We start from the raw sequence: 17,225 nt of genomic DNA, 5'->3' as shown, positions 1-17,225 counted from the left end.
TGCGCATCATCCCACGGGTCATCGGATCGTGTTATTCGTACCGAATTGCTACATTCGCCCCTACCTTAGAGCCGTGCTCTACGGGATCGCCGCCGCCACCGCCGCCCTGCTCCTCGCCGCCGTCCTCGCGGCGCTGCTCAGGGTCCCCGCGCTGCGGGCGGGCATCGTCGACCGGCGCCGGCAGCGGCGGCTGCCGCTGCTCGGCGGGCTCGCCGTGGTGGTCGTCACCTGCCTGGTCACCTGGATGGGGCAGTGGACCCGGGTCGCCCCGCTCGGTGACGGGGTCGTCCGCCTGCTGGTCGCCGCCTGCTCGGTCGCCGCGCTGGGGCTGGTCGCGGACGTGTGGCGGCTGCGCGCGCGGGTGCTCGTCGCCGGTACGACCGTGGCGGCGGCCTGCGTGGTGCCGTACGACGCGACGGGCGTGCCGGGCGGGCTGCTCGCGCTGGTGTGGATCGTCGTCGCCTCGCTGGCCTTCAAGGGGCTCGACCACGCGGACGGGCTGGCCGGCACCGTCGGGGTCGTCACCGCCTTCGGGGCCGGGGCCTGTGCCGCCGCCGAGCTGATGGACGGGCTCGCCGTCCTGCTGAGCGTGTTCGCCGCGGCCCTCACCGGCTTCCTGATGCACAACTGGCACCCCGCCCGGATCGGGCTCGGCGCCTGCGGCTCGCTGTTCACCGGGTTCCTGCTGTCGTCGTCCCTCGTCTTCACGCGCGCGGGGTACGACCTGGCGCCGAGCGCGGCGGTGATGTTCTGCCTCGGTGCGGTGGCGATCGCCGACGCCGTCCTCGTGGTCCTCGCCCGGGGGCTGGCCCGGCGCCCGCTGCTGCGGCGCGGCCCGGACCATCTCGCGCACCGGATGCGGCCGCTCGGGCTGACCCCGCCGGGCTCGGTCGTGCTGCTGGGTGCCGGCTCCTTCTCCTCGGTGCTCGTCGGGGTGCTCGTGCACACCGGATGGACCGGGGAGGGCGCCGTGCTCTGGGTGGCCGGAGCGGCGCTGCTGGTGGTGCTCGTCCTCCTTCGCATGCCTGTCCAGTCGCCGCGGCGCACGGAATCGACGCAGGTCAGCGGCCAGTTGCGTGTAAGGAACGGATAAGACTTGAGCCTTGGCGACTCAGGTCTGTTGACCCAGCGGTGGCCGTCATGCACACTTGAGTCCGTTGCACTCAAGTCAGCTGGAGGAATCAACCATGGCACGTGCGGTCGGCATCGACCTGGGCACGACTAACTCCGTCGTCAGCGTTCTGGAGGGCGGCGAGCCCACCGTCATCACCAACGCCGAGGGCGCCAGGACCACGCCGTCCGTCGTCGCCTTCGCCAAGAACGGTGAGGTGCTCGTCGGCGAGGTCGCCAAGCGCCAGGCGGTCACGAACGTGGACCGGACCATCCGCTCGGTGAAGCGCCACATGGGTACCGACTGGAAGATCCAGCTCGACGGCAAGGACTTCAACCCGCAGCAGATCTCCGCGTTCATCCTGCAGAAGCTGAAGCGGGACGCCGAGGCCTACCTGGGCGAGAAGGTGACCGACGCGGTCATCACCGTCCCGGCCTACTTCAACGACTCCGAGCGTCAGGCGACCAAGGAGGCCGGTGAGATCGCCGGTCTGAACGTCCTGCGCATCGTCAACGAGCCGACCGCCGCCGCGCTGGCCTACGGCCTCGACAAGGACGACCAGACGATCCTCGTCTTCGACCTCGGTGGCGGCACCTTCGACGTGTCCCTCCTGGAGATCGGCGACGGCGTCGTCGAGGTGAAGGCCACCAACGGTGACAACCACCTCGGTGGTGACGACTGGGACCAGCGCGTCGTCGACTACCTGGTCAAGCAGTTCCAGTCCGGCCACGGCGTGGACCTGTCCAAGGACAAGATGGCCCTGCAGCGTCTGCGCGAGGCCGCCGAGAAGGCCAAGATCGAGCTGTCCTCCTCCACCGAGACCTCGATCAACCTTCCCTACATCACCGCGTCCGCCGAGGGCCCGCTGCACCTGGACGAGAAGCTCACCCGGGCTCAGTTCCAGCAGCTGACGGCCGACCTGCTGGAGCGCTGCAAGACGCCGTTCCACAACGTCATCAAGGACGCCGGCATCTCCATCAACGAGATCGACCACGTCGTCCTCGTCGGTGGCTCCACCCGTATGCCCGCCGTCGCCGAGCTCGTCAAGGAGCTGACCGGCGGCAAGGAGGCCAACAAGGGCGTCAACCCGGACGAGGTCGTCGCCATCGGCGCCTCGCTCCAGGCCGGTGTCCTCAAGGGCGAGGTCAAGGACGTCCTGCTGCTCGACGTCACCCCGCTGTCCCTCGGTATCGAGACCAAGGGCGGCATCATGACCAAGCTGATCGAGCGCAACACCACGATCCCGACCAAGCGCTCGGAGATCTTCACCACGGCCGAGGACAACCAGCCGTCGGTGCAGATCCAGGTCTACCAGGGCGAGCGCGAGATCGCGGCGTACAACAAGAAGCTCGGCATGTTCGAGCTGACCGGTCTGCCCCCGGCGCCCCGTGGCGTCCCGCAGATCGAGGTGTCCTTCGACATCGACGCCAACGGCATCATGCACGTCACGGCCAAGGACCTGGGCACGGGCAAGGAGCAGAAGATGACCGTCACCGGCGGCTCCTCGCTGCCGAAGGACGAGGTCGACCGCATGCGCCAGGAGGCCGAGCAGTACGCGGAGGAGGACCACCGCCGCCGCGAGGCCGCCGAGACCCGCAACCAGGGCGAGCAGCTCGTCTACCAGACCGAGAAGTTCCTCAAGGACAACGAGGACAAGGTCCCCGGCGAGATCAAGACCGAGGTGGAGTCCGCCGTCGCCGAGCTGAAGGAGAAGCTCAAGGGCGAGGACACCGCCGAGATCCGCACCGCCACCGAGAAGGTCGCTGCCGTCTCGCAGAAGCTGGGCCAGGCCATGTACGCCGACGCCCAGGCCGCGCAGGGCGCCGGCGGTCCGGAGGGCGCCGCCCAGGGCGGCAAGCCCGCTGACGACGACGTCGTGGACGCCGAGATCGTGGACGACGAGCGCAAGGACGGTGCCGCGTGACGGAGGAGACCCCGGGCTTTGAAGAGAAGCCCGACGTCCCCTCCGGCGCCACCCCCGACGACGCCGAGTCGAAGGCCGCCCCCCAGGAGGGGGCGGCCCCGGCCGGGGACGGAACTGCAGACGCGGGCCTGGTGGCCCAGCTGGACCAGGTGCGCACGGCGCTCGGTGAGCGCACGGCGGACCTCCAGCGCCTCCAGGCCGAGTACCAGAACTACCGCCGCCGGGTCGAGCGGGACCGCATCGCGGTCAAGGAGATCGCCATCGCGAACCTCCTGACCGAGCTGCTGCCCGTGCTCGACGACATCGGCCGCGCGCGGGAACACGGTGAACTGGTCGGCGGCTTCAAGTCGGTGGCCGAGTCGCTGGAGACCGTCGCGGCGAAGATGGGGCTGCAGCAGTTCGGCAAGGAGGGCGAGCCCTTCGACCCGACGATCCACGAGGCGCTGATGCACTCCTACGCGCCGGACGTCACCGAGACGACCTGCGTGGCGATCCTGCAGCCCGGGTATCGCATCGGCGAGCGCACCATCCGCCCCGCGCGGGTGGCCGTCGCCGAGCCGCAGCCCGGCGCACAGACCGTCAAGGCCGAGGGCGCCGAGGAGAACACCGAGGCGAAGCAGGCCGGCTCCGCCGACGACAAGGAGAACGGTGGCCCGGACGAGGGCTGACGTGATCACCGCAGACAGGAAGGAGGGACGTCGAGGATGAGCACCAAGGACTTCATCGAGAAGGACTACTACAAGGTCCTCGGCGTCCCCAAGGACGCCACCGAGGCCGAGATCAAGAAGGCGTACCGGAAGCTCGCCCGCGAGTTCCACCCGGACGCCAACAAGGGCAACACCAAGGCCGAGGAGCGCTTCAAGGAGATCTCCGAGGCGAACGACATCCTCGGCGACCCCAAGAAGCGCAAGGAGTACGACGAGGCGCGCGCCCTGTTCGGCAACGGCGGCTTCCGCCCCGGGCCGGGCGCCGGCGGCTCCTTCAACTTCGACCTGGGCGACCTCTTCGGAGGTGGCGCCCAGGGCGGGGGTGCCGGCGGCTTCGGCGGCGGACTCGGTGACGTCTTCGGGGGCCTGTTCAACCGCGGCGGGGCCACGGGCGCACGCACCCAGCCCCGGCGCGGCCAGGACATCGACACCGAGGTCACGCTGAGCTTCACGGAGGCCATCGAGGGCGCCACGGTGCCGCTCAGGATGTCCTCCCAGGCGCCCTGCAAGGCCTGTGCCGGCACCGGCGACAAGAACGGCACACCGCGCATGTGCCCGACCTGCGTCGGCACCGGGCAGGTCTCCCGGGGCTCCGGCGGCGGCTTCTCGCTCACCGATCCCTGCCCCGACTGCAAGGGCCGCGGCCTGGTCGCCGAGAACCCGTGCATCGAGTGCAAGGGCAGCGGCCGCGCCAAGTCCTCGCGCACGATGCAGGTCCGCATCCCGGCCGGCGTGACCGACGGGCAGCGCATCCGGCTGCGCGGCAAGGGCGCGCCCGGCGAGCGGGGCGGACCGGCGGGCGACCTGTACGTGGTCGTGCACGTCGGCGAGCACCCGGTGTTCGGGCGCAAGGGCGACAACCTCACGGTGACCGTCCCGGTGACCTTCACCGAGGCCGCGCTCGGCGGCGAGGTGAGGGTGCCGACCCTCGGCGGCCCGGCCGTCACCCTGAAACTGCCGCCCGGCACGCCCAACGGCCGCACCATGCGCGCCCGCGGCAAGGGCGCGGTCCGCAAGGACGGCACCCGCGGCGACCTTCTGGTCACCGTCGAGGTGCGTGTCCCCAAGGACCTGTCGGGGAAGGCTCGTGACGCACTGGAGGCGTATCGCGAGGCGACCGCGGGTGAGGATCCGCGGGCGGAGCTGTTCGAGGCCGCGAAGGGAGACTGAGAGAGATGGACGGCCGTCGACGTAACCCGTATGAACTGACCGAGGAGACCCCGGTCTACGTCATCTCGGTGGCGGCCCAGCTCTCCGGACTCCACCCGCAGACGCTGCGCCAGTACGACCGCCTCGGCCTGGTCTCCCCGGACCGCACCGCGGGCCGGGGCCGCCGCTACTCGGCCCGCGACATCGAACTGCTCCGCCAGGTGCAGCAGTTGTCGCAGGACGAGGGCATCAACCTGGCCGGCATCAAGCGCATCATCGAACTGGAGAACCAGGTCGCCGCCCTGCAGTCCCGCGTCGCGGAACTGCAGGCGGCCCTGGACGGCGCGGCGGCCGCGATGCAGCAGCGCGAGGCCGCCGTCCACGCCTCCTACCGCCGCGACCTGGTCCCGTACCAGGAGGTCCAGCAGACCAGCGCGCTGGTGGTGTGGCGGCCGAAGCGGCAGCAGCAACAGGACTGACCTGAGTGGAACACGCGAAGGGGCCCGCGGGAGACCGCGGGCCCCTTCGTCATGCCGGAAGGCCGGGCAGGCCGGGAAGGTCAGGACGTGCTCGGCCGGGTGATGGCGTAGTCCATGTCGGCGAAGGCCTCGGTGCCGTCCGCCGAGACCAGGGAGATCATGTAGTAGAGGGTCGTACCGGCGGGGGCGTCGGTGTCGGTCCAGACCCAGTCGGCACTGCCCCTGGGCACAGCGGTCTGCGTCAGCCGGACGAACCGGCCCTGGGCGCGGTCCCAGCGGTAGACGTGGAAGCCGGTCACCTTGGAGATGTCCTCGTACGGGCACCACGGCTCCAGCGTGACCCCGCTCCTGGTGTTCCAGGTGATCGTCTGGCAGCCGGAGGTGGCGTCCGGGACCGTCGTGGGCCGGAGGTCGAGCGCGGTCACCGGGACGGAGCCGACGGGCACGCTCCAGTCGTCGACGTACGGATCGTCCACGTAGGTCAGGGAGTTGCCGTAGACGTCCACAGCCACGACGAACAGGCGCCGCGACGAGCCGTCGGCCGGCCAGGGCAGCAGAGTCTGCGTTTCCGACGCGTCCACCTTGCCGACGTACTCGGGGTCGTGGGACGTGTCCTGCTGCTGGTAGAGGGCGTAGTACGCCAGGTCCGGCGCGGTGCTGGGCTGCCAGGACAGGCGGATGCCGTACTCCAGGGGCTCGGCGGCCAGCCCGGTCACGATCGGCGGCGGTGTCTCGTCGCCGGGCCGGGTGGCGGTGACCTCGGCGGAGGGCACGGACCAGCGGCCGGAGGCGTCCTTGCGCAGCACCGTGTAGTGGTAGGTGCGCCCGCGGTGGCCGGAGTAGTCGGCACAGGTGCGCACGGTGTTGCCGGCGGCGTCCGTGGTGCTCGTGGGGGAACCGCAGGTGAGGGTCTGCCAGTTGCGGGAGCCGTCGGCGATGTCGGCCGAGCGGCGCACGGTGTAGTCGGCGGTGCCGACGGGTTCGGTCCAGCGGAGCACCAGCTCGCCGCTGCTCGTGTCCACCGTGACGTCCTGCGGCGGCGTGATGGTCCGGGTGGCGCTCACGACGGCGGACTCCGCGGCGTTGCCGTGCGCGTCGACGGCGGCGACCTTGTAGTCGTAGGCCGTGCGGTAGGCCGCCTGGGTGTCCGTGTAGCCGGTGGAGGTGGTGTCGGTGAGCTGGGTGAAGGAGGTGCCGTCGGCGGCCTTGCGGTACACCCGGTAGCCGACGGCGTCCTGGACGGCCGTCCAGGACAACTGGTTGGCGTCCTCCGTGCCGGCCGCGGTGAGCTTCGGGGCGGCCGGCGGGGTCCGGTCCCATGACGGCACCGGGCCCTGGTCGGTGCTTCCGGGTGATTCGTTGCCGGCCTTGTCGTAGGCGCGGACCTCGTAGTAGTACGACTGGCCGGTCTGCGGCGGCCGTTCGCTGAAGGCGGTCGCCGTGGTCGTACCGACCCGTGTGTAGCTGCTCGTGCCCGCCACCCGTCGGTACACGCGGTACCCGGCGAGGTCCATCTCCTTGCTCTTCGCCCAGCTGAGCTGAGCGTGTATGCCGTCCGGGTCACCGGTGTAGTGGTCCCAGGCGACCCCGGTCGGGGCGAGCGGTGCGACCTTGTCGACGGTGGCGGAGGTGCGCGGTGTGTAGGCGAACTTCACCTGGGCGCTGCCGGTCCAGTTGACGTAGTCGAGCCGCAGGGTGTGCCTGCCCTGCGGGACGGTGACGTAGACGGTCCTGGCGCGCGCGGTCGAGGTGTTGGACCAGAGGTCGACCTTGCGGACGCCGTCCAGGTAGGCCCGGATGCCGTCGGTGCCGGAGACGGCGAACGTGAAGGGTCCGCCGGAGCCGAAGTCGCGGGTGACGGTCCAGCGGACGCCGAAGCCGTCCTTCGGCAGGCCGGTGGCGGGCGCCCCGCTCCAGTTCTGGTCGATGGCGGAGTCGCAGTCGGTCTTCTGCGGCGTGCCGGAGAACGTGGTGTTCGCATAGAACGTCCGTTTGTACACCGGCGAGGCACAGTTCACCGTGGCAGAGGCGGACGCGGTGACCGCGCTCAGCAGGCCGCCGGCGGTGACGAGTACGACGGCCGCGGCGGTCGCGCATCTGGCTGGGTTCATTCGGTCCTCTGGTCGAGTCGGAGGGCGGCATACGGCTGGCGGTGATCATGACTCGCGGCCGAGGGGGTTGGTTGTACGGACCTTTGCCTCCCTTTGAACTCCTGGTGGGGGCCGTGGCCGGGCTGGCATGAAGGTGCCCCGGGCCGTGCAGGATCCTGACAACGGCTCCCCTTCAGTGCCCGCACCCACGGGTGGCAGAGTCGTGATCATGAAGTACAGGGGCAGCCGGCTTGTTCGTCCGTGAACGGCTGGCAGTGAACGACGGCGTCGCAGCGGCGGGTTTCCAGGAACTGGAACTGGTCCGCGCGGCGGCCGCAACCGCCTCCGGCGGCCACCGCGCTGATCACGCGCCGTTCCGGCTGCAGCAAGCTGCGGGCTCGCGGGCCCGTGCCGGCACCCGGCGGTTGGCAGGCTGGAGAGCCGGACGACCGATCGCATCCAGGGGGAACCACATGGCAGTTGCCGTACGGGAAGCCGCGCCGGACTTCTCCGCGCCCACCGAACGGGAGCGGGAGGTCCTGCTGCTGCTCGCCACCGGCGAGCAGAACCGCCGGCTCGCGCGCCGGCTGGGCATCGCGGAGCGGACGGTGCGGGCGCACACCGCCAGCATCATGCGCAAGCTCGACCTCACGTCGCGGCTCCAGGCGGCGATCGTCTCGCACCTGTACGCCGACGACATCCGGGCCGACCGCGGCTGATCCGCGGCTGATTCCCACGACGCCCGGGCCGGGCCCCTCCGGTACACCACCGGAAGGGTCCGGCCCGGGCGTGACGAGCGGTCAGCCGGGAAGCATGTCACCGACCATCTCGATGGCGATCATCCACATCGGCTGCGCCCCGGTGCCGAACGCGGCGGCCAGCGCGTAGCCGACGGCCGCGTCCTCGCCCCACTCGGCGGCCACCCGTCCGTTCCCCTCCGAGGTGAACTCCCCGAGGGGCTCCTCGCCGCGCAGCAGCCGGCTGCCCGGGATCGAGTCGGGCACCAGACGCCAGCAGCGGTCCCCGTGCCGGACGTCGACGCGGTACGAACGCCTGGTCAGCCGGCCCTTGGCGGGATCCACCTCGGCCTCGGCGCCGTCGACGGTGAGCGTCAGCCGGGCGCCGTCCCGGGTGCCGATCGGCACATGGTCCGCCGGCTGGGTACCGGCCGCGCGGCGCAGGACCACCCGGGGCACCGACGCGCCCGTCACGGTCACCTCGCCCTCCCGGGTGTCCAGCCGGACGGTGACCGCACCGAAGCGGTCGTCGTCCGCGACGTGCTCGACGACGGGCTGCTCCTCCGGCTCGTCCCCGTACTCCCCGTACTCCCCGTACTCCTCGTGCTCCGCGTGCTGGGCGTCGGGCGTGGACTTGGGTGCCGGGTCCTTCGGCATGCGGGTCGTTCCTTTGCTGTTGCTGTCCGGTCGGTGAGTCGGCGAGTCGGTAAAGGGAAAGTCAAGAGCCGTACGTCATGGGGGACGGACGACGGGCCTCGGACGTTCCCGCGGCTGCACGCCGCGCTGCCCCCGGTGGGCCCGCATGCTCCCGTGGAGGTCGGCGCCGGGGTGCTGCGGCCGGCGATGGCCCGTACGGCGGGGGCGACCGCGGACGTTGCGATCACCCGGATGACCCCGCCCGCCTACCTGCGGGACACCCTCGTACCGGCGTTGGCGGCCGGGGCCGCCGCAGCGGGCCGGGCCGCGCCTCCGCGGATCGCGACCGCCGTCCACGTGGCGGTCCGCCGCCGGGGCCGGGACGCGCGCCGGCTGGCCCGCCTCGCCACCCGGGACCATCTCGGCGCCCCGCACTACGCCGACATGCTGCGCCGGGCGGGCGTGGACGTCGACGGTCCCGGCCCGGCGTCCGAACTGCTGCGGGCCGGGGCGGTCGTGGCCGGCAGCCCGGAGGAGATCGCGGCGGCCCTGGCCGAATACCGGGCCGCCGGGCTCGACGAGGTCCTGCTCAATCCGACGGCGGTGCTGCTCACCGAGGGCGTGGCGGCCGCGGTCGCGGACCTGGAGGAGATCCTGGAGGCCTGTGGCTCCGGCGGGCCGGGCCGTACGGACGCGGATGGCCGGGTCTGTTCGGTCATCTGATCGAACCGTTCTCTTGCCGTCTCCTTTGCCGTCTCCTGAAGTCTCCTTGGATGAAGGGTCCGTAAAGAGTGTTTGGAGGGGATTTTGCTCGGCCTTCACAGAGTGAGCCGAGGGTGGTGTTGCGGACTCGTTAAGTAGTTCGGCTTGACGTCGGGTGCGGCCTGCGCGTTGTCTTTTCAGACACCTGGGTCGTATAGCAGCCCTACGTCCGGAACGCACCTGAAGTGAGCTCTCGAATGCGTCGTATCGCCATATCCGTGGCCGCGTCCACGATGACCCTCTCGCTCGCCGGATGCGGCGTGCTGGACGCGACAGGGAACGGCGCGGACGCGAGCCCGAGCAAGGGCAACGACATGACCGTCGGCCTGCTGCTGCCGGAGAAGGCGAACACCCGCTACGACAAGTTCGACTACCCCATCATCAGGGACAAGGTCGCCGAACTCACCGGGAAGAAGGGCGAGGTCAAGTACGCCAACGCCGACGCGGACGCCTCCCGGCAGGCCGAGCAGCTGCAGCAGATGATCGACGACAAGGTCGACATCATCCTGCTCGACGCCGTCGACTCGCACGCCGTCGCCGCCGGGGTGAAGAAGGCCAAGGACGCGGGCATCCCGGTCATCGCCTACGACCGTCTCGCCGAGGGTCCGATCGACGCCTACGTCTCCTTCGACAACGAGCTCGTCGGCGAGGTGCAGGGCCGCACCCTGCTGGAGGCCCTCGGGCCGAACACCGACACCTCCGACAAGATCGTCATGGTGAACGGCTCGCCCACCGACCCGAACGCCAAGCAGTTCAAGCAGGGCGCGCTCTCCGAGCTGAACGGCAAGGTGACGATCGCGGAGACGTACGACACCACGGACTGGAAGCCGGAGCTCGCCGAGACCGAGATGGCCAAGGCCATCAGCGCGGTCGGCAAGAACAACATCGCCGGCGTCTACGCCGCCAACGACGGCATGGCGGGCGGTGTCATCAAGGCCCTGAAGGCGGTCGGCGTCACGAACCTGCCCCCGGTCACCGGTCAGGACGCGGAACTCGACGCGGTCCAGCGGATCCTGGCCGGCGAGCAGTACATGAGCGTCTACAAGGCCTACCCGGACGAGGCCGAGGCCGCCGCACAGATGGCCGTTGCCAAGGTCCAGGGCAAGGACATCCAGTTCGACGCGCTCACCCAGGACAAGGTGGACAGCCCCACCGCCAAGGACATCCCGGCCAAGCTGATCCAGCCGACCGCCCTGACCAAGCACACCATCAAGTCCACGGTCATCGCGGACGGCATCTACTCCGTCGACGACATCTGCACCGCCAAGTACAAGGCGGCCTGCGCGGCGATCGGCCTGAAGTAGGGCGCCTTTCCCGCGCCCCCGAGAGCAGCGGGACAACAACCCTCACGCCCCTGGCGGACCGCTTCAGCTTGTTGCAATGCGGGGGACGGAGCATGGCGGATATCCAGACATAACCGCGCTTTCCGGTGGCCGCGTTGAGCCGAGCCGTGTTGCGGACCCGGTCGACGCCGCGCATAGTTGCGCTGCGGAAGTGGCAGCACACCGGGGGTGAAATGGGCGATGGCCGGGCGCGGGGCGGAGGAGCATCCACACGGCGCCGACCGACTGTGCGCGGCCGGGGATCGGGTGTATTCCCGTGCCGTACGCCGCGGGCGGGTGCCGCGCACTGATGCCGAGACGGTGCCCTGCCTGCTGGAGCTGGCCCTGCTGCACCCGGACCCGGACGACATGGACTGGCTGGTGCCGACGTCCCCGCAGGAGGTCATGACCAGGCTGCTGCGCGGCGTCTACGACGAGGTCAGCGAGAGCCAGCGGCGGGTGGGCTCGGCGGTCGCCGCCTTCGAGTGGTACGCCGGACTCGGCCGTCAGCTGGGTGCGCTCGCCGCGCCCGCCGAGGGCAGCGCCATCCGGGTGCTGGACGGGCTGTCCCGGATCCAGGCCGCGATGGACGAGGCGACCGAGGCGTGCACGACCGAGGTGCTCACCGTGCAGCCCGGCGGCATCCGCCGGGAGGCCGAGCTGACCGAGGGGCTGCACCGGGCGCTGGCGCTGCGCGGCCGGGGCGTGCGCATGCGCGACCTGTACACGCACGTGGCCCGGCACGGGCAGGGGCTGCTCAACTACCTGGAGCTGATGGGCGACACGGTGGAGGCCCGCTCCCTGGACGAGGTGATCGACCGCCTGATCCTCTTCGACCGCACGGTGGCCTTCATCCCCGCCAACGCCGACCGCACGATGGCCCTGGAACTGCGCCACCCGGCTCTGGTCGCCTACCTGGTCACGGTCTTCGAGCGGCTGTGGCGCCTGGCCATCCCGCTCACCGCTCCCCTCCCCGACACCGGCATCGAGGGCATCTCGCACCGCGAGCAGTCCATCGCCGCCCTGCTCGCCGAGGGTCACCAGGACGCGGTGATCGCCGAGCGGCTCGGCATCAGCGTGCGCACCTGCCGCGCCCACATCGCCCGCCTCTCGGAGACCCTCGGCGCGGCCAGCCGCACCCAACTCGGCGTCCGGATCGCCCAGGTCGGCCTGGACGGCCACCGCCGCCCCGGTCCGCCCGCCGGCGCGCTCACGGCTCCTGATCAGCAATCCCCGAGCGTGCGATGAGACAGCCGGGCCGGGCGGTGTGCCGGCCGCCCCGGCGGATCGGGCAGGGCCCCTCGGCCGCGTCGTGTTCCGGCGTCAGGGCTCCTGCTTGAGGATCCCCGACTGGGCGATGAGGAACCCGAGTTGCGCGCGGCTGCCGCTGCCCAGCGCCGTCGCGAGCTTGGCGATGTGGGCCCGGCAGGTGCGGACGTTCATGCCCAGGCGCCGGGCGATGGCCTCGTCGACGTGGCCCTCGACCAGCAGCTTGGCGATGGAGTGCTGGATCTCCGTGATGCCGTCGGGGGCGGTCTCGTAGGGGGCGCCGGCGCTCAGCGGGACCGCGCGGGTCCACATGAACTCGAAGACCTTGATCAGATAGCGGACGAGACCCGGATGCCGGAGTTCGAGGGCGATCTCCCCGTCGTCGCGGGTCGGGATGAAGGCCACGGTCTCGTCGCAGATGATCAGCCGCTCGACGAGTTCGTCGATGGTGCGGTACTCCACCTTGCCGTCGGTGAACTGGGCCACGTAGGCGAGCGTCTCGGGGCTGTAGCGGGCGGGGTGCTGATAGAGCGTCCGGATCCGGCACCCCCGCTCGATCAGGGGTCTGTCCCGCTTCAGCCCCTGGGTGAGGGTGTGTTCGAGGCGGCGGCGGCTCGGCTGGACGGTGAGCATCTCGGTCTGGCACTGGGCCGTGGCCAGATCGAGTGCCGCGTTGATCCGGTCGAGGCCTTCCAGCACGGTGATCGAGTGTGTGGTCGCCGTGGGCTGCGCACTGATGCTCATGAACGGCTCGAAAGCGTCGGCCAGTTCGATCGACTGCCGCCTTCGCTGGGTGATCTCCTGCTCGATGGGGGTGAGCCGCTGGGCCAGGGCGATGGAAGGCGGTACCGGGCGGAGCCAGTTCGGGTCGTCGGGGTCGGGATGAAGAAGGGCGAACTCCATCAGACAGGGTGCGGGTTCCGCATCCGCGCGGGCTAGGCGTCCCGTTCGGAGAGCGTTCCCGTAAAGACGGCGTCCGTCCTCGCACAGGTCGGTCAGCCCGTGGGGATGTGTCCGCTTAGTCTCGTTCGTTGCCAAATCTCCACCCCCCAGGGTCCTGAACGTGCAGGAACATGATGCATCGTTTGTGTGGCCATGACGTGCCGGAATGGGCCATCGTCGTATTCGGACGGGGGAGAGGTGACCTTCACATGAGGACGAAGCCGACTATGCGTAAGAAAATGCTTCGCTCGGCGCTTGTCGCCGCCTTCTCCGCCGTGGTGGCCTTCGGGGCGCTGAATGGCCTCGCGGGGACGAAGGCGGACGCGGCGGGCGACAGTACCTGGCGCACGAGCACCGTGTCTGCTGCCGGTGCCGGTGACAGCACGTGGGTCGTCAAGGCCTCCGCTGCTCCGGGCGACAGCACATGGTTCGCTCCCAGGGACAGCACGTGGGTCGCCGAGTCATGACCACTCCACCCGACGACCGCTCCTTCCGTCGCGAAATGGCCACGGCCTACCGCTCCGGCTGGCACTTCATCGACCTGGTCACCGCCATCCCCCACAGTGGTGACTCGCTGATGGTGACCGTGTTCGGAGAGCCGGTCGTCGTCACCCGGGACGACGACGAGGACGTGCGGGCGTACCGGTGCCTGCGCAAGCCGCGTGGCGCGCCCCAGCCGGTGCGGTGCGCCATCCGGTACGGAATGATCTTCGTAAACCTTGACCAGCGGGACCATCGGCTCGTCGAACCGACGGACCAGGACCTGACGAGCATCTCGGCCACCCCCCGCAGTGCCTGACGCGATTCCCCCGTCGTAAAAGATCGCTCAGGTGCTTCCCCCCGCAGCGGCGTCACCGTGACCTGAACACGGTGACGCCGCTGCAGTTTTGTGGGGTATTCCCCGGCATTGCGCGGTATGGGAGCGCTGTCAGGGTGGCTGAATCTTTTCGGCCGCCTCAGCCGTTCCCCAAGGTCCGCTCCACCTCTATCTCGATCACCACGCGCGCCGGATTCGGCCCCGGCGTCCGCTCGTAGCGCTCGGCGTACCGCCGCACCGCCTCCGCGACCCGTTCCGGTTCCGTCCGCACCCGTGCACGTCCTTCCAGCGTGGCCCAGCGCCGGCCGTCCACCTGGCACACCGCCACCCGGGCGCCCTCGGCCCCGGCCGCCCGCACATGCCCGGCCTTCACGCTGGTCCCGTTGGTGATCACCCTGGCCAGCCCGGCCTCCGCGTCGTAGGTCACCCCCACCGGAACCACATGCGGGCTGCCGTCGGGCCGGAGCGTCGTCAGGGTGCACAGGTGGCGTTCTCGCCAGAACTCCAGGTACTGCTCAGAGGGCTTCACCATGCCCCGCAACCTAGCCTTCGCAACCCTTGCCGCCTACCTTGAGCGGAATAGGCTCAACTTTGTGTACGCTGGTTAAGTCAGCAGTGGAGAGTGGCCGAGGAGGAGAACGGACAACGTGGACGCCGAGCTGACCAACAGGAGCCGGGACGCGATCAACGCGGCCAGCAACCGCGCCGTGACCGAGGGGCACCCGGACCTCACGCCTGCGCACCTGCTCCTCGCGCTGCTCGCGGGGCAGGAGAACGAGAACATCACCGACCTGCTCGCCGCCGTGGAGGCCGACCAGGCCGCCGTGCGCGCCGGAGCGGAGAAGATCCTCGCCGGACTGCCCAGCGTGACCGGTTCCACGGTCGCGCCGCCGCAGCCCAACCGTGAGCTGCTGGCCGTCATCGCGGACGCCACCGAGCGCGCCAAGGCGCTCGGCGACGAGTACCTGTCCACCGAGCACCTGCTGATCGGCATCGCCGCGAAGGGCGGCGCGGCCGGGGACGTGCTCAAGCGGCAGGGCGCCGACGCGAAGAAGCTGCAGGAGGCTTTCCAGAAGGCCAGGGGAGGACGCCGCGTGACCACCGCCGACCCCGAGGGCCAGTACAAGGCCCTGGAGAAGTTCGGCACCGACTTCACCGCCGCCGCCCGCGAGGGCCGGCTGGACCCGGTCATCGGCCGGGACCAGGAGATCCGGCGGGTCGTGCAGGTGCTGAGCCGCCGTACGAAGAACAACCCCGTCCTCATCGGTGAGCCCGGCGTCGGCAAGACCGCCGTGGTCGAGGGGCTCGCCCAGCGGATCGTCAAGGGTGACGTGCCCGAGTCGCTGAAGGACAAGCGGCTGGTCGCGCTCGACCTCGGCGCGATGGTGGCCGGTGCCAAGTACCGCGGCGAGTTCGAGGAGCGCCTGAAGGCCGTCCTCGCCGAGATCAAGGAGTCCGACGGGCAGATCATCACCTTCATCGACGAGCTGCACACCGTCGTCGGTGCGGGCGCCGGCGGGGACTCCGCCATGGACGCCGGCAACATGCTCAAGCCGATGCTGGCCCGCGGCGAGCTGCGCATGGTCGGCGCCACCACGCTGGACGAGTACCGGGAGCGGATCGAGAAGGACCCCGCCCTGGAGCGCCGCTTCCAGCAGGTCCTGGTCGCCGAGCCGACCGTCGAGGACACCATCGCGATCCTGCGCGGTCTCAAGGGCCGCTACGAGGCCCACCACAAGGTCCAGATCGCGGACTCGGCGCTGGTGGCCGCCGCCACCCTCTCCGACCGCTACATCACCTCCCGCTTCCTCCCCGACAAGGCCATCGACCTGGTCGACGAGGCCGCCTCCCGGCTGCGCATGGAGATCGACTCCTCGCCCGTCGAGATCGACGAACTCCAGCGCGCCGTCGACCGGCTGAAGATGGAGGAGCTGGCGATCGGCAAGGAGACCGACCCGGCCTCCCTCGCCCGCCTGGAGAAGCTGCGCCGCGACCTCGCCGACAAGGAGGAGGAGCTGCGGGGCCTCACCGCCCGCTGGGAGAAGGAGAAGCAGTCCCTCAACCGGGTCGGTGAGCTCAAGGAGAAGCTGGACGACCTGCGCGGCCAGGCCGAACGCGCCCAGCGCGACGGCGACTTCGACACCGCCGCCAAGCTGCTCTACGGCGAGATCCCGCAGCTGGAGAAGGAGTTGGAGGCCGCCTCCGAGGCCGAGGAGGAGGTCGCCAGGGACACGATGGTGAAGGAGGAGGTCGGCTCCGACGACATCGCCGACGTCGTCGCCGCCTGGACCGGCATCCCGGCCGGCCGCCTGCTGGAGGGCGAGACGCAGAAGCTGCTGCGCATGGAGGACGAGCTGGGCAAACGGCTCATCGGCCAGACCGAGGCCGTGCGGGCCGTGTCGGACGCGGTCCGCCGCTCCCGCGCCGGCATCGCCGACCCCGACCGCCCCACCGGCTCCTTCCTCTTCCTCGGCCCGACCGGCGTCGGCAAGACCGAACTCGCCAAGGCACTCGCCGACTTCCTGTTCGACGACGAGCGGGCCATGGTCCGCATCGACATGTCGGAGTACGGCGAGAAGCACAGCGTGGCCCGGCTGGTCGGCGCACCCCCCGGGTACGTCGGTTACGAGGAGGGCGGCCAGCTGACGGAGGCGGTGCGCCGCCGCCCGTACAGCGTCATCCTGCTGGACGAGGTCGAGAAGGCCCACCCCGAGGTCTTCGACATCCTCCTCCAGGTGCTGGACGACGGCCGCCTGACGGACGGCCAGGGCCGCACGGTCGACTTCCGCAACACCATCCTGGTGCTCACCTCCAACCTGGGCAGCCAGTTCCTGATCGACCCGATCACCAGCGAGGCGGAGAAGAAGGAGCAGGTCCTGGAGGCCGTACGGGCCTCGTTCAAGCCGGAGTTCCTCAACCGGCTCGACGACCTGGTGGTCTTCTCGGCACTGACCAAGCCCGAGCTGGAGCGGATCGCGCAGCTCCAGATCGAGCGGCTGGCCAGGCGGCTGGCCGAGCGCCGGCTCACCCTGGACGTCACCCCCGAGGCGCTGGCCTGGCTGGCGGAGGAGGGCCTGGACCCGGCCTACGGCGCCCGCCCGCTGCGCCGCCTCGTCCAGACCGCCATCGGCGACCGCCTCGCCAAGGAGATCCTCTCCGGCGAGGTCAACGACGGCGACACGGTGCGGGTGGACAGGTTCGGGGACGGCCTGCTCGTGGGACCGCAGACCGGCAAGACCCTGTGACGAACGGCGCCGCCCGGGCCCGTCCGCGATGGCGG

The 17,225-nt window shown here is 70.5% G+C and carries 15 protein-coding genes and 1 pseudogene; 12 read left to right on the top strand and 4 right to left on the bottom strand.

Annotation, left to right across the window (positions count from 1 at the left end; translation table 11 throughout):
• The first annotated feature begins 73 nt into the window (after nucleotides 1-73).
• The 5 genes from ACIGXP_RS10120 to ACIGXP_RS10100 all read left to right on the top strand — a co-directional run bounded on the left by ACIGXP_RS10120 (nucleotide 74) and on the right by ACIGXP_RS10100 (nucleotide 5,370).
• Nucleotides 74-1,093, top strand: coding sequence for an MraY family glycosyltransferase (locus ACIGXP_RS10120; protein ID WP_363215124.1), 1,020 nt, complete (start codon nucleotides 74-76; stop codon nucleotides 1,091-1,093).
• A 94-nt stretch (nucleotides 1,094-1,187) separates the two neighbouring features.
• Nucleotides 1,188-3,035: a molecular chaperone DnaK gene (gene dnaK / locus ACIGXP_RS10115; protein WP_363215123.1), complete on the top strand. Its 1,848-nt coding sequence runs from the start codon at nucleotides 1,188-1,190 to the stop codon at nucleotides 3,033-3,035.
• Nucleotides 3,032-3,703 carry a nucleotide exchange factor GrpE gene (grpE, locus tag ACIGXP_RS10110; protein ID WP_363215122.1) on the top strand — a complete coding sequence of 224 codons (672 nt, stop codon included), beginning with the start codon at nucleotides 3,032-3,034 and terminating at the stop codon, nucleotides 3,701-3,703. Before dnaK ends, grpE begins: the two co-directional genes overlap by 4 nt.
• 36 nt (nucleotides 3,704-3,739) lie before the next feature.
• Complete coding sequence (gene dnaJ, locus ACIGXP_RS10105) at nucleotides 3,740-4,912, top strand: molecular chaperone DnaJ (RefSeq protein ID WP_363215121.1); 1,173 nt, start codon at nucleotides 3,740-3,742, stop codon at nucleotides 4,910-4,912.
• 5 nt (nucleotides 4,913-4,917) lie between these two features.
• Nucleotides 4,918-5,370 (top strand): heat shock protein transcriptional repressor HspR, encoded by a 453-nt coding sequence (locus tag ACIGXP_RS10100; RefSeq protein ID WP_363215120.1) that lies wholly within the window; start codon nucleotides 4,918-4,920, stop codon nucleotides 5,368-5,370.
• 80 nt (nucleotides 5,371-5,450) lie between these two features.
• Here ACIGXP_RS10100 and ACIGXP_RS10095 read toward each other — a convergent pair whose 3' ends face one another.
• Nucleotides 5,451-7,481 (bottom strand): fibronectin type III domain-containing protein, encoded by a 2,031-nt coding sequence (locus ACIGXP_RS10095; protein WP_399766276.1) that lies wholly within the window; start codon nucleotides 7,479-7,481, stop codon nucleotides 5,451-5,453.
• Nucleotides 7,482-7,933: 452 nt separating this feature from the next.
• Between ACIGXP_RS10095 and ACIGXP_RS10090 the strand changes: the two genes are divergently transcribed.
• Entirely contained in the window at nucleotides 7,934-8,179 is a 246-nt protein-coding gene (locus ACIGXP_RS10090; RefSeq protein ID WP_399766273.1) for a LuxR family transcriptional regulator, read from the top strand.
• An 81-nt stretch (nucleotides 8,180-8,260) separates the two neighbouring features.
• Here ACIGXP_RS10090 and ACIGXP_RS10085 read toward each other — a convergent pair whose 3' ends face one another.
• Nucleotides 8,261-8,854: a hypothetical protein gene (locus ACIGXP_RS10085; RefSeq protein WP_399766271.1), complete on the bottom strand. Its 594-nt coding sequence runs from the start codon at nucleotides 8,852-8,854 to the stop codon at nucleotides 8,261-8,263.
• A gap of 105 nt (nucleotides 8,855-8,959) precedes the next feature.
• Between ACIGXP_RS10085 and lxmJ the strand changes: the two are divergent.
• From lxmJ to ACIGXP_RS10070, 3 genes and pseudogenes are all read left to right on the top strand, one after another.
• Nucleotides 8,960-9,556, top strand: a pseudogene (gene lxmJ / locus ACIGXP_RS10080) (F420-dependent peptide dehydroalanine reductase LxmJ); the annotation flags it as partial.
• A gap of 236 nt (nucleotides 9,557-9,792) precedes the next feature.
• Nucleotides 9,793-10,899 carry a sugar ABC transporter substrate-binding protein gene (locus ACIGXP_RS10075; protein WP_399766268.1) on the top strand — a complete coding sequence of 369 codons (1,107 nt, stop codon included), beginning with the start codon at nucleotides 9,793-9,795 and terminating at the stop codon, nucleotides 10,897-10,899.
• Between the two features lie 219 nt (nucleotides 10,900-11,118).
• Nucleotides 11,119-12,165, top strand: a complete 1,047-nt coding sequence (locus ACIGXP_RS10070) for a LuxR C-terminal-related transcriptional regulator (protein WP_399766265.1) — start codon at nucleotides 11,119-11,121, stop codon at nucleotides 12,163-12,165.
• Nucleotides 12,166-12,240: 75 nt separating this feature from the next.
• On the opposite strand, the gene ACIGXP_RS10065 is transcribed toward ACIGXP_RS10070, so the two are convergent.
• Nucleotides 12,241-13,224, bottom strand: a complete 984-nt coding sequence (locus ACIGXP_RS10065) for a helix-turn-helix transcriptional regulator (RefSeq protein WP_399766262.1) — start codon at nucleotides 13,222-13,224, stop codon at nucleotides 12,241-12,243.
• A 113-nt stretch (nucleotides 13,225-13,337) separates the two neighbouring features.
• Between ACIGXP_RS10065 and ACIGXP_RS10060 the strand changes: the two genes are divergently transcribed.
• Both ACIGXP_RS10060 and ACIGXP_RS10055 read left to right on the top strand, forming a co-directional pair.
• Nucleotides 13,338-13,595 carry a hypothetical protein gene (locus ACIGXP_RS10060; protein WP_363216110.1) on the top strand — a complete coding sequence of 86 codons (258 nt, stop codon included), beginning with the start codon at nucleotides 13,338-13,340 and terminating at the stop codon, nucleotides 13,593-13,595.
• Nucleotides 13,592-13,927, top strand: coding sequence for a hypothetical protein (locus tag ACIGXP_RS10055; protein ID WP_363216111.1), 336 nt, complete (start codon nucleotides 13,592-13,594; stop codon nucleotides 13,925-13,927). Before ACIGXP_RS10060 ends, ACIGXP_RS10055 begins: the two co-directional genes overlap by 4 nt.
• A 157-nt stretch (nucleotides 13,928-14,084) precedes the next feature.
• Here the strand turns inward: ACIGXP_RS10055 and ACIGXP_RS10050 are convergent, their stop codons facing one another.
• Complete coding sequence (locus tag ACIGXP_RS10050) at nucleotides 14,085-14,477, bottom strand: pyridoxamine 5'-phosphate oxidase family protein (protein ID WP_399766257.1); 393 nt, start codon at nucleotides 14,475-14,477, stop codon at nucleotides 14,085-14,087.
• Nucleotides 14,478-14,592: 115 nt separating this feature from the next.
• On the opposite strand from ACIGXP_RS10050, the gene clpB reads away from it, so the two are divergent.
• The gene (gene clpB / locus ACIGXP_RS10045; protein WP_363216113.1) at nucleotides 14,593-17,190 is read left to right on the top strand and encodes an ATP-dependent chaperone ClpB; all 2,598 of its coding nucleotides are present in this window, start codon (nucleotides 14,593-14,595) and stop codon (nucleotides 17,188-17,190) included.
• Nucleotides 17,191-17,225: the final 35 nt, after the last annotated feature.

The sequence above is a fragment of the Streptomyces sp. NPDC053069 genome (assembly GCF_044546895.1).
In the GTDB taxonomy this organism is placed as follows: Bacteria; Actinomycetota; Actinomycetes; order Streptomycetales; family Streptomycetaceae; genus Streptomyces.
The sequence above is the reverse complement of the archived record's forward strand: the minus strand, read 5'-3'. Positions and strand labels throughout refer to the sequence as shown.

Bases quoted from the DNA above. Each gene is read 5' to 3' on its own strand.
- dnaK (WP_363215123.1), top strand. From the start codon at position 1,188: ATGGCACGTGCGGTCGGCATCGACCTGGGCACGACTAACTCCGTCGTC.
- dnaJ (WP_363215121.1), top strand. From the start codon at position 3,740: ATGAGCACCAAGGACTTCATCGAGAAGGACTACTACAAGGTCCTCGGC.
- ACIGXP_RS10100 (WP_363215120.1), top strand. From the start codon at position 4,918: ATGGACGGCCGTCGACGTAACCCGTATGAACTGACCGAGGAGACCCCG.
- ACIGXP_RS10095 (WP_399766276.1), bottom strand. From the start codon at position 7,481: ATGAACCCAGCCAGATGCGCGACCGCCGCGGCCGTCGTACTCGTCACC.
- ACIGXP_RS10090 (WP_399766273.1), top strand. From the start codon at position 7,934: ATGGCAGTTGCCGTACGGGAAGCCGCGCCGGACTTCTCCGCGCCCACC.
- ACIGXP_RS10085 (WP_399766271.1), bottom strand. From the start codon at position 8,854: ATGCCGAAGGACCCGGCACCCAAGTCCACGCCCGACGCCCAGCACGCG.
- ACIGXP_RS10075 (WP_399766268.1), top strand. From the start codon at position 9,793: ATGCGTCGTATCGCCATATCCGTGGCCGCGTCCACGATGACCCTCTCG.
- ACIGXP_RS10070 (WP_399766265.1), top strand. From the start codon at position 11,119: ATGGCCGGGCGCGGGGCGGAGGAGCATCCACACGGCGCCGACCGACTG.
- ACIGXP_RS10060 (WP_363216110.1), top strand. From the start codon at position 13,338: ATGAGGACGAAGCCGACTATGCGTAAGAAAATGCTTCGCTCGGCGCTT.
- ACIGXP_RS10055 (WP_363216111.1), top strand. From the start codon at position 13,592: ATGACCACTCCACCCGACGACCGCTCCTTCCGTCGCGAAATGGCCACG.
- ACIGXP_RS10050 (WP_399766257.1), bottom strand. From the start codon at position 14,477: ATGGTGAAGCCCTCTGAGCAGTACCTGGAGTTCTGGCGAGAACGCCAC.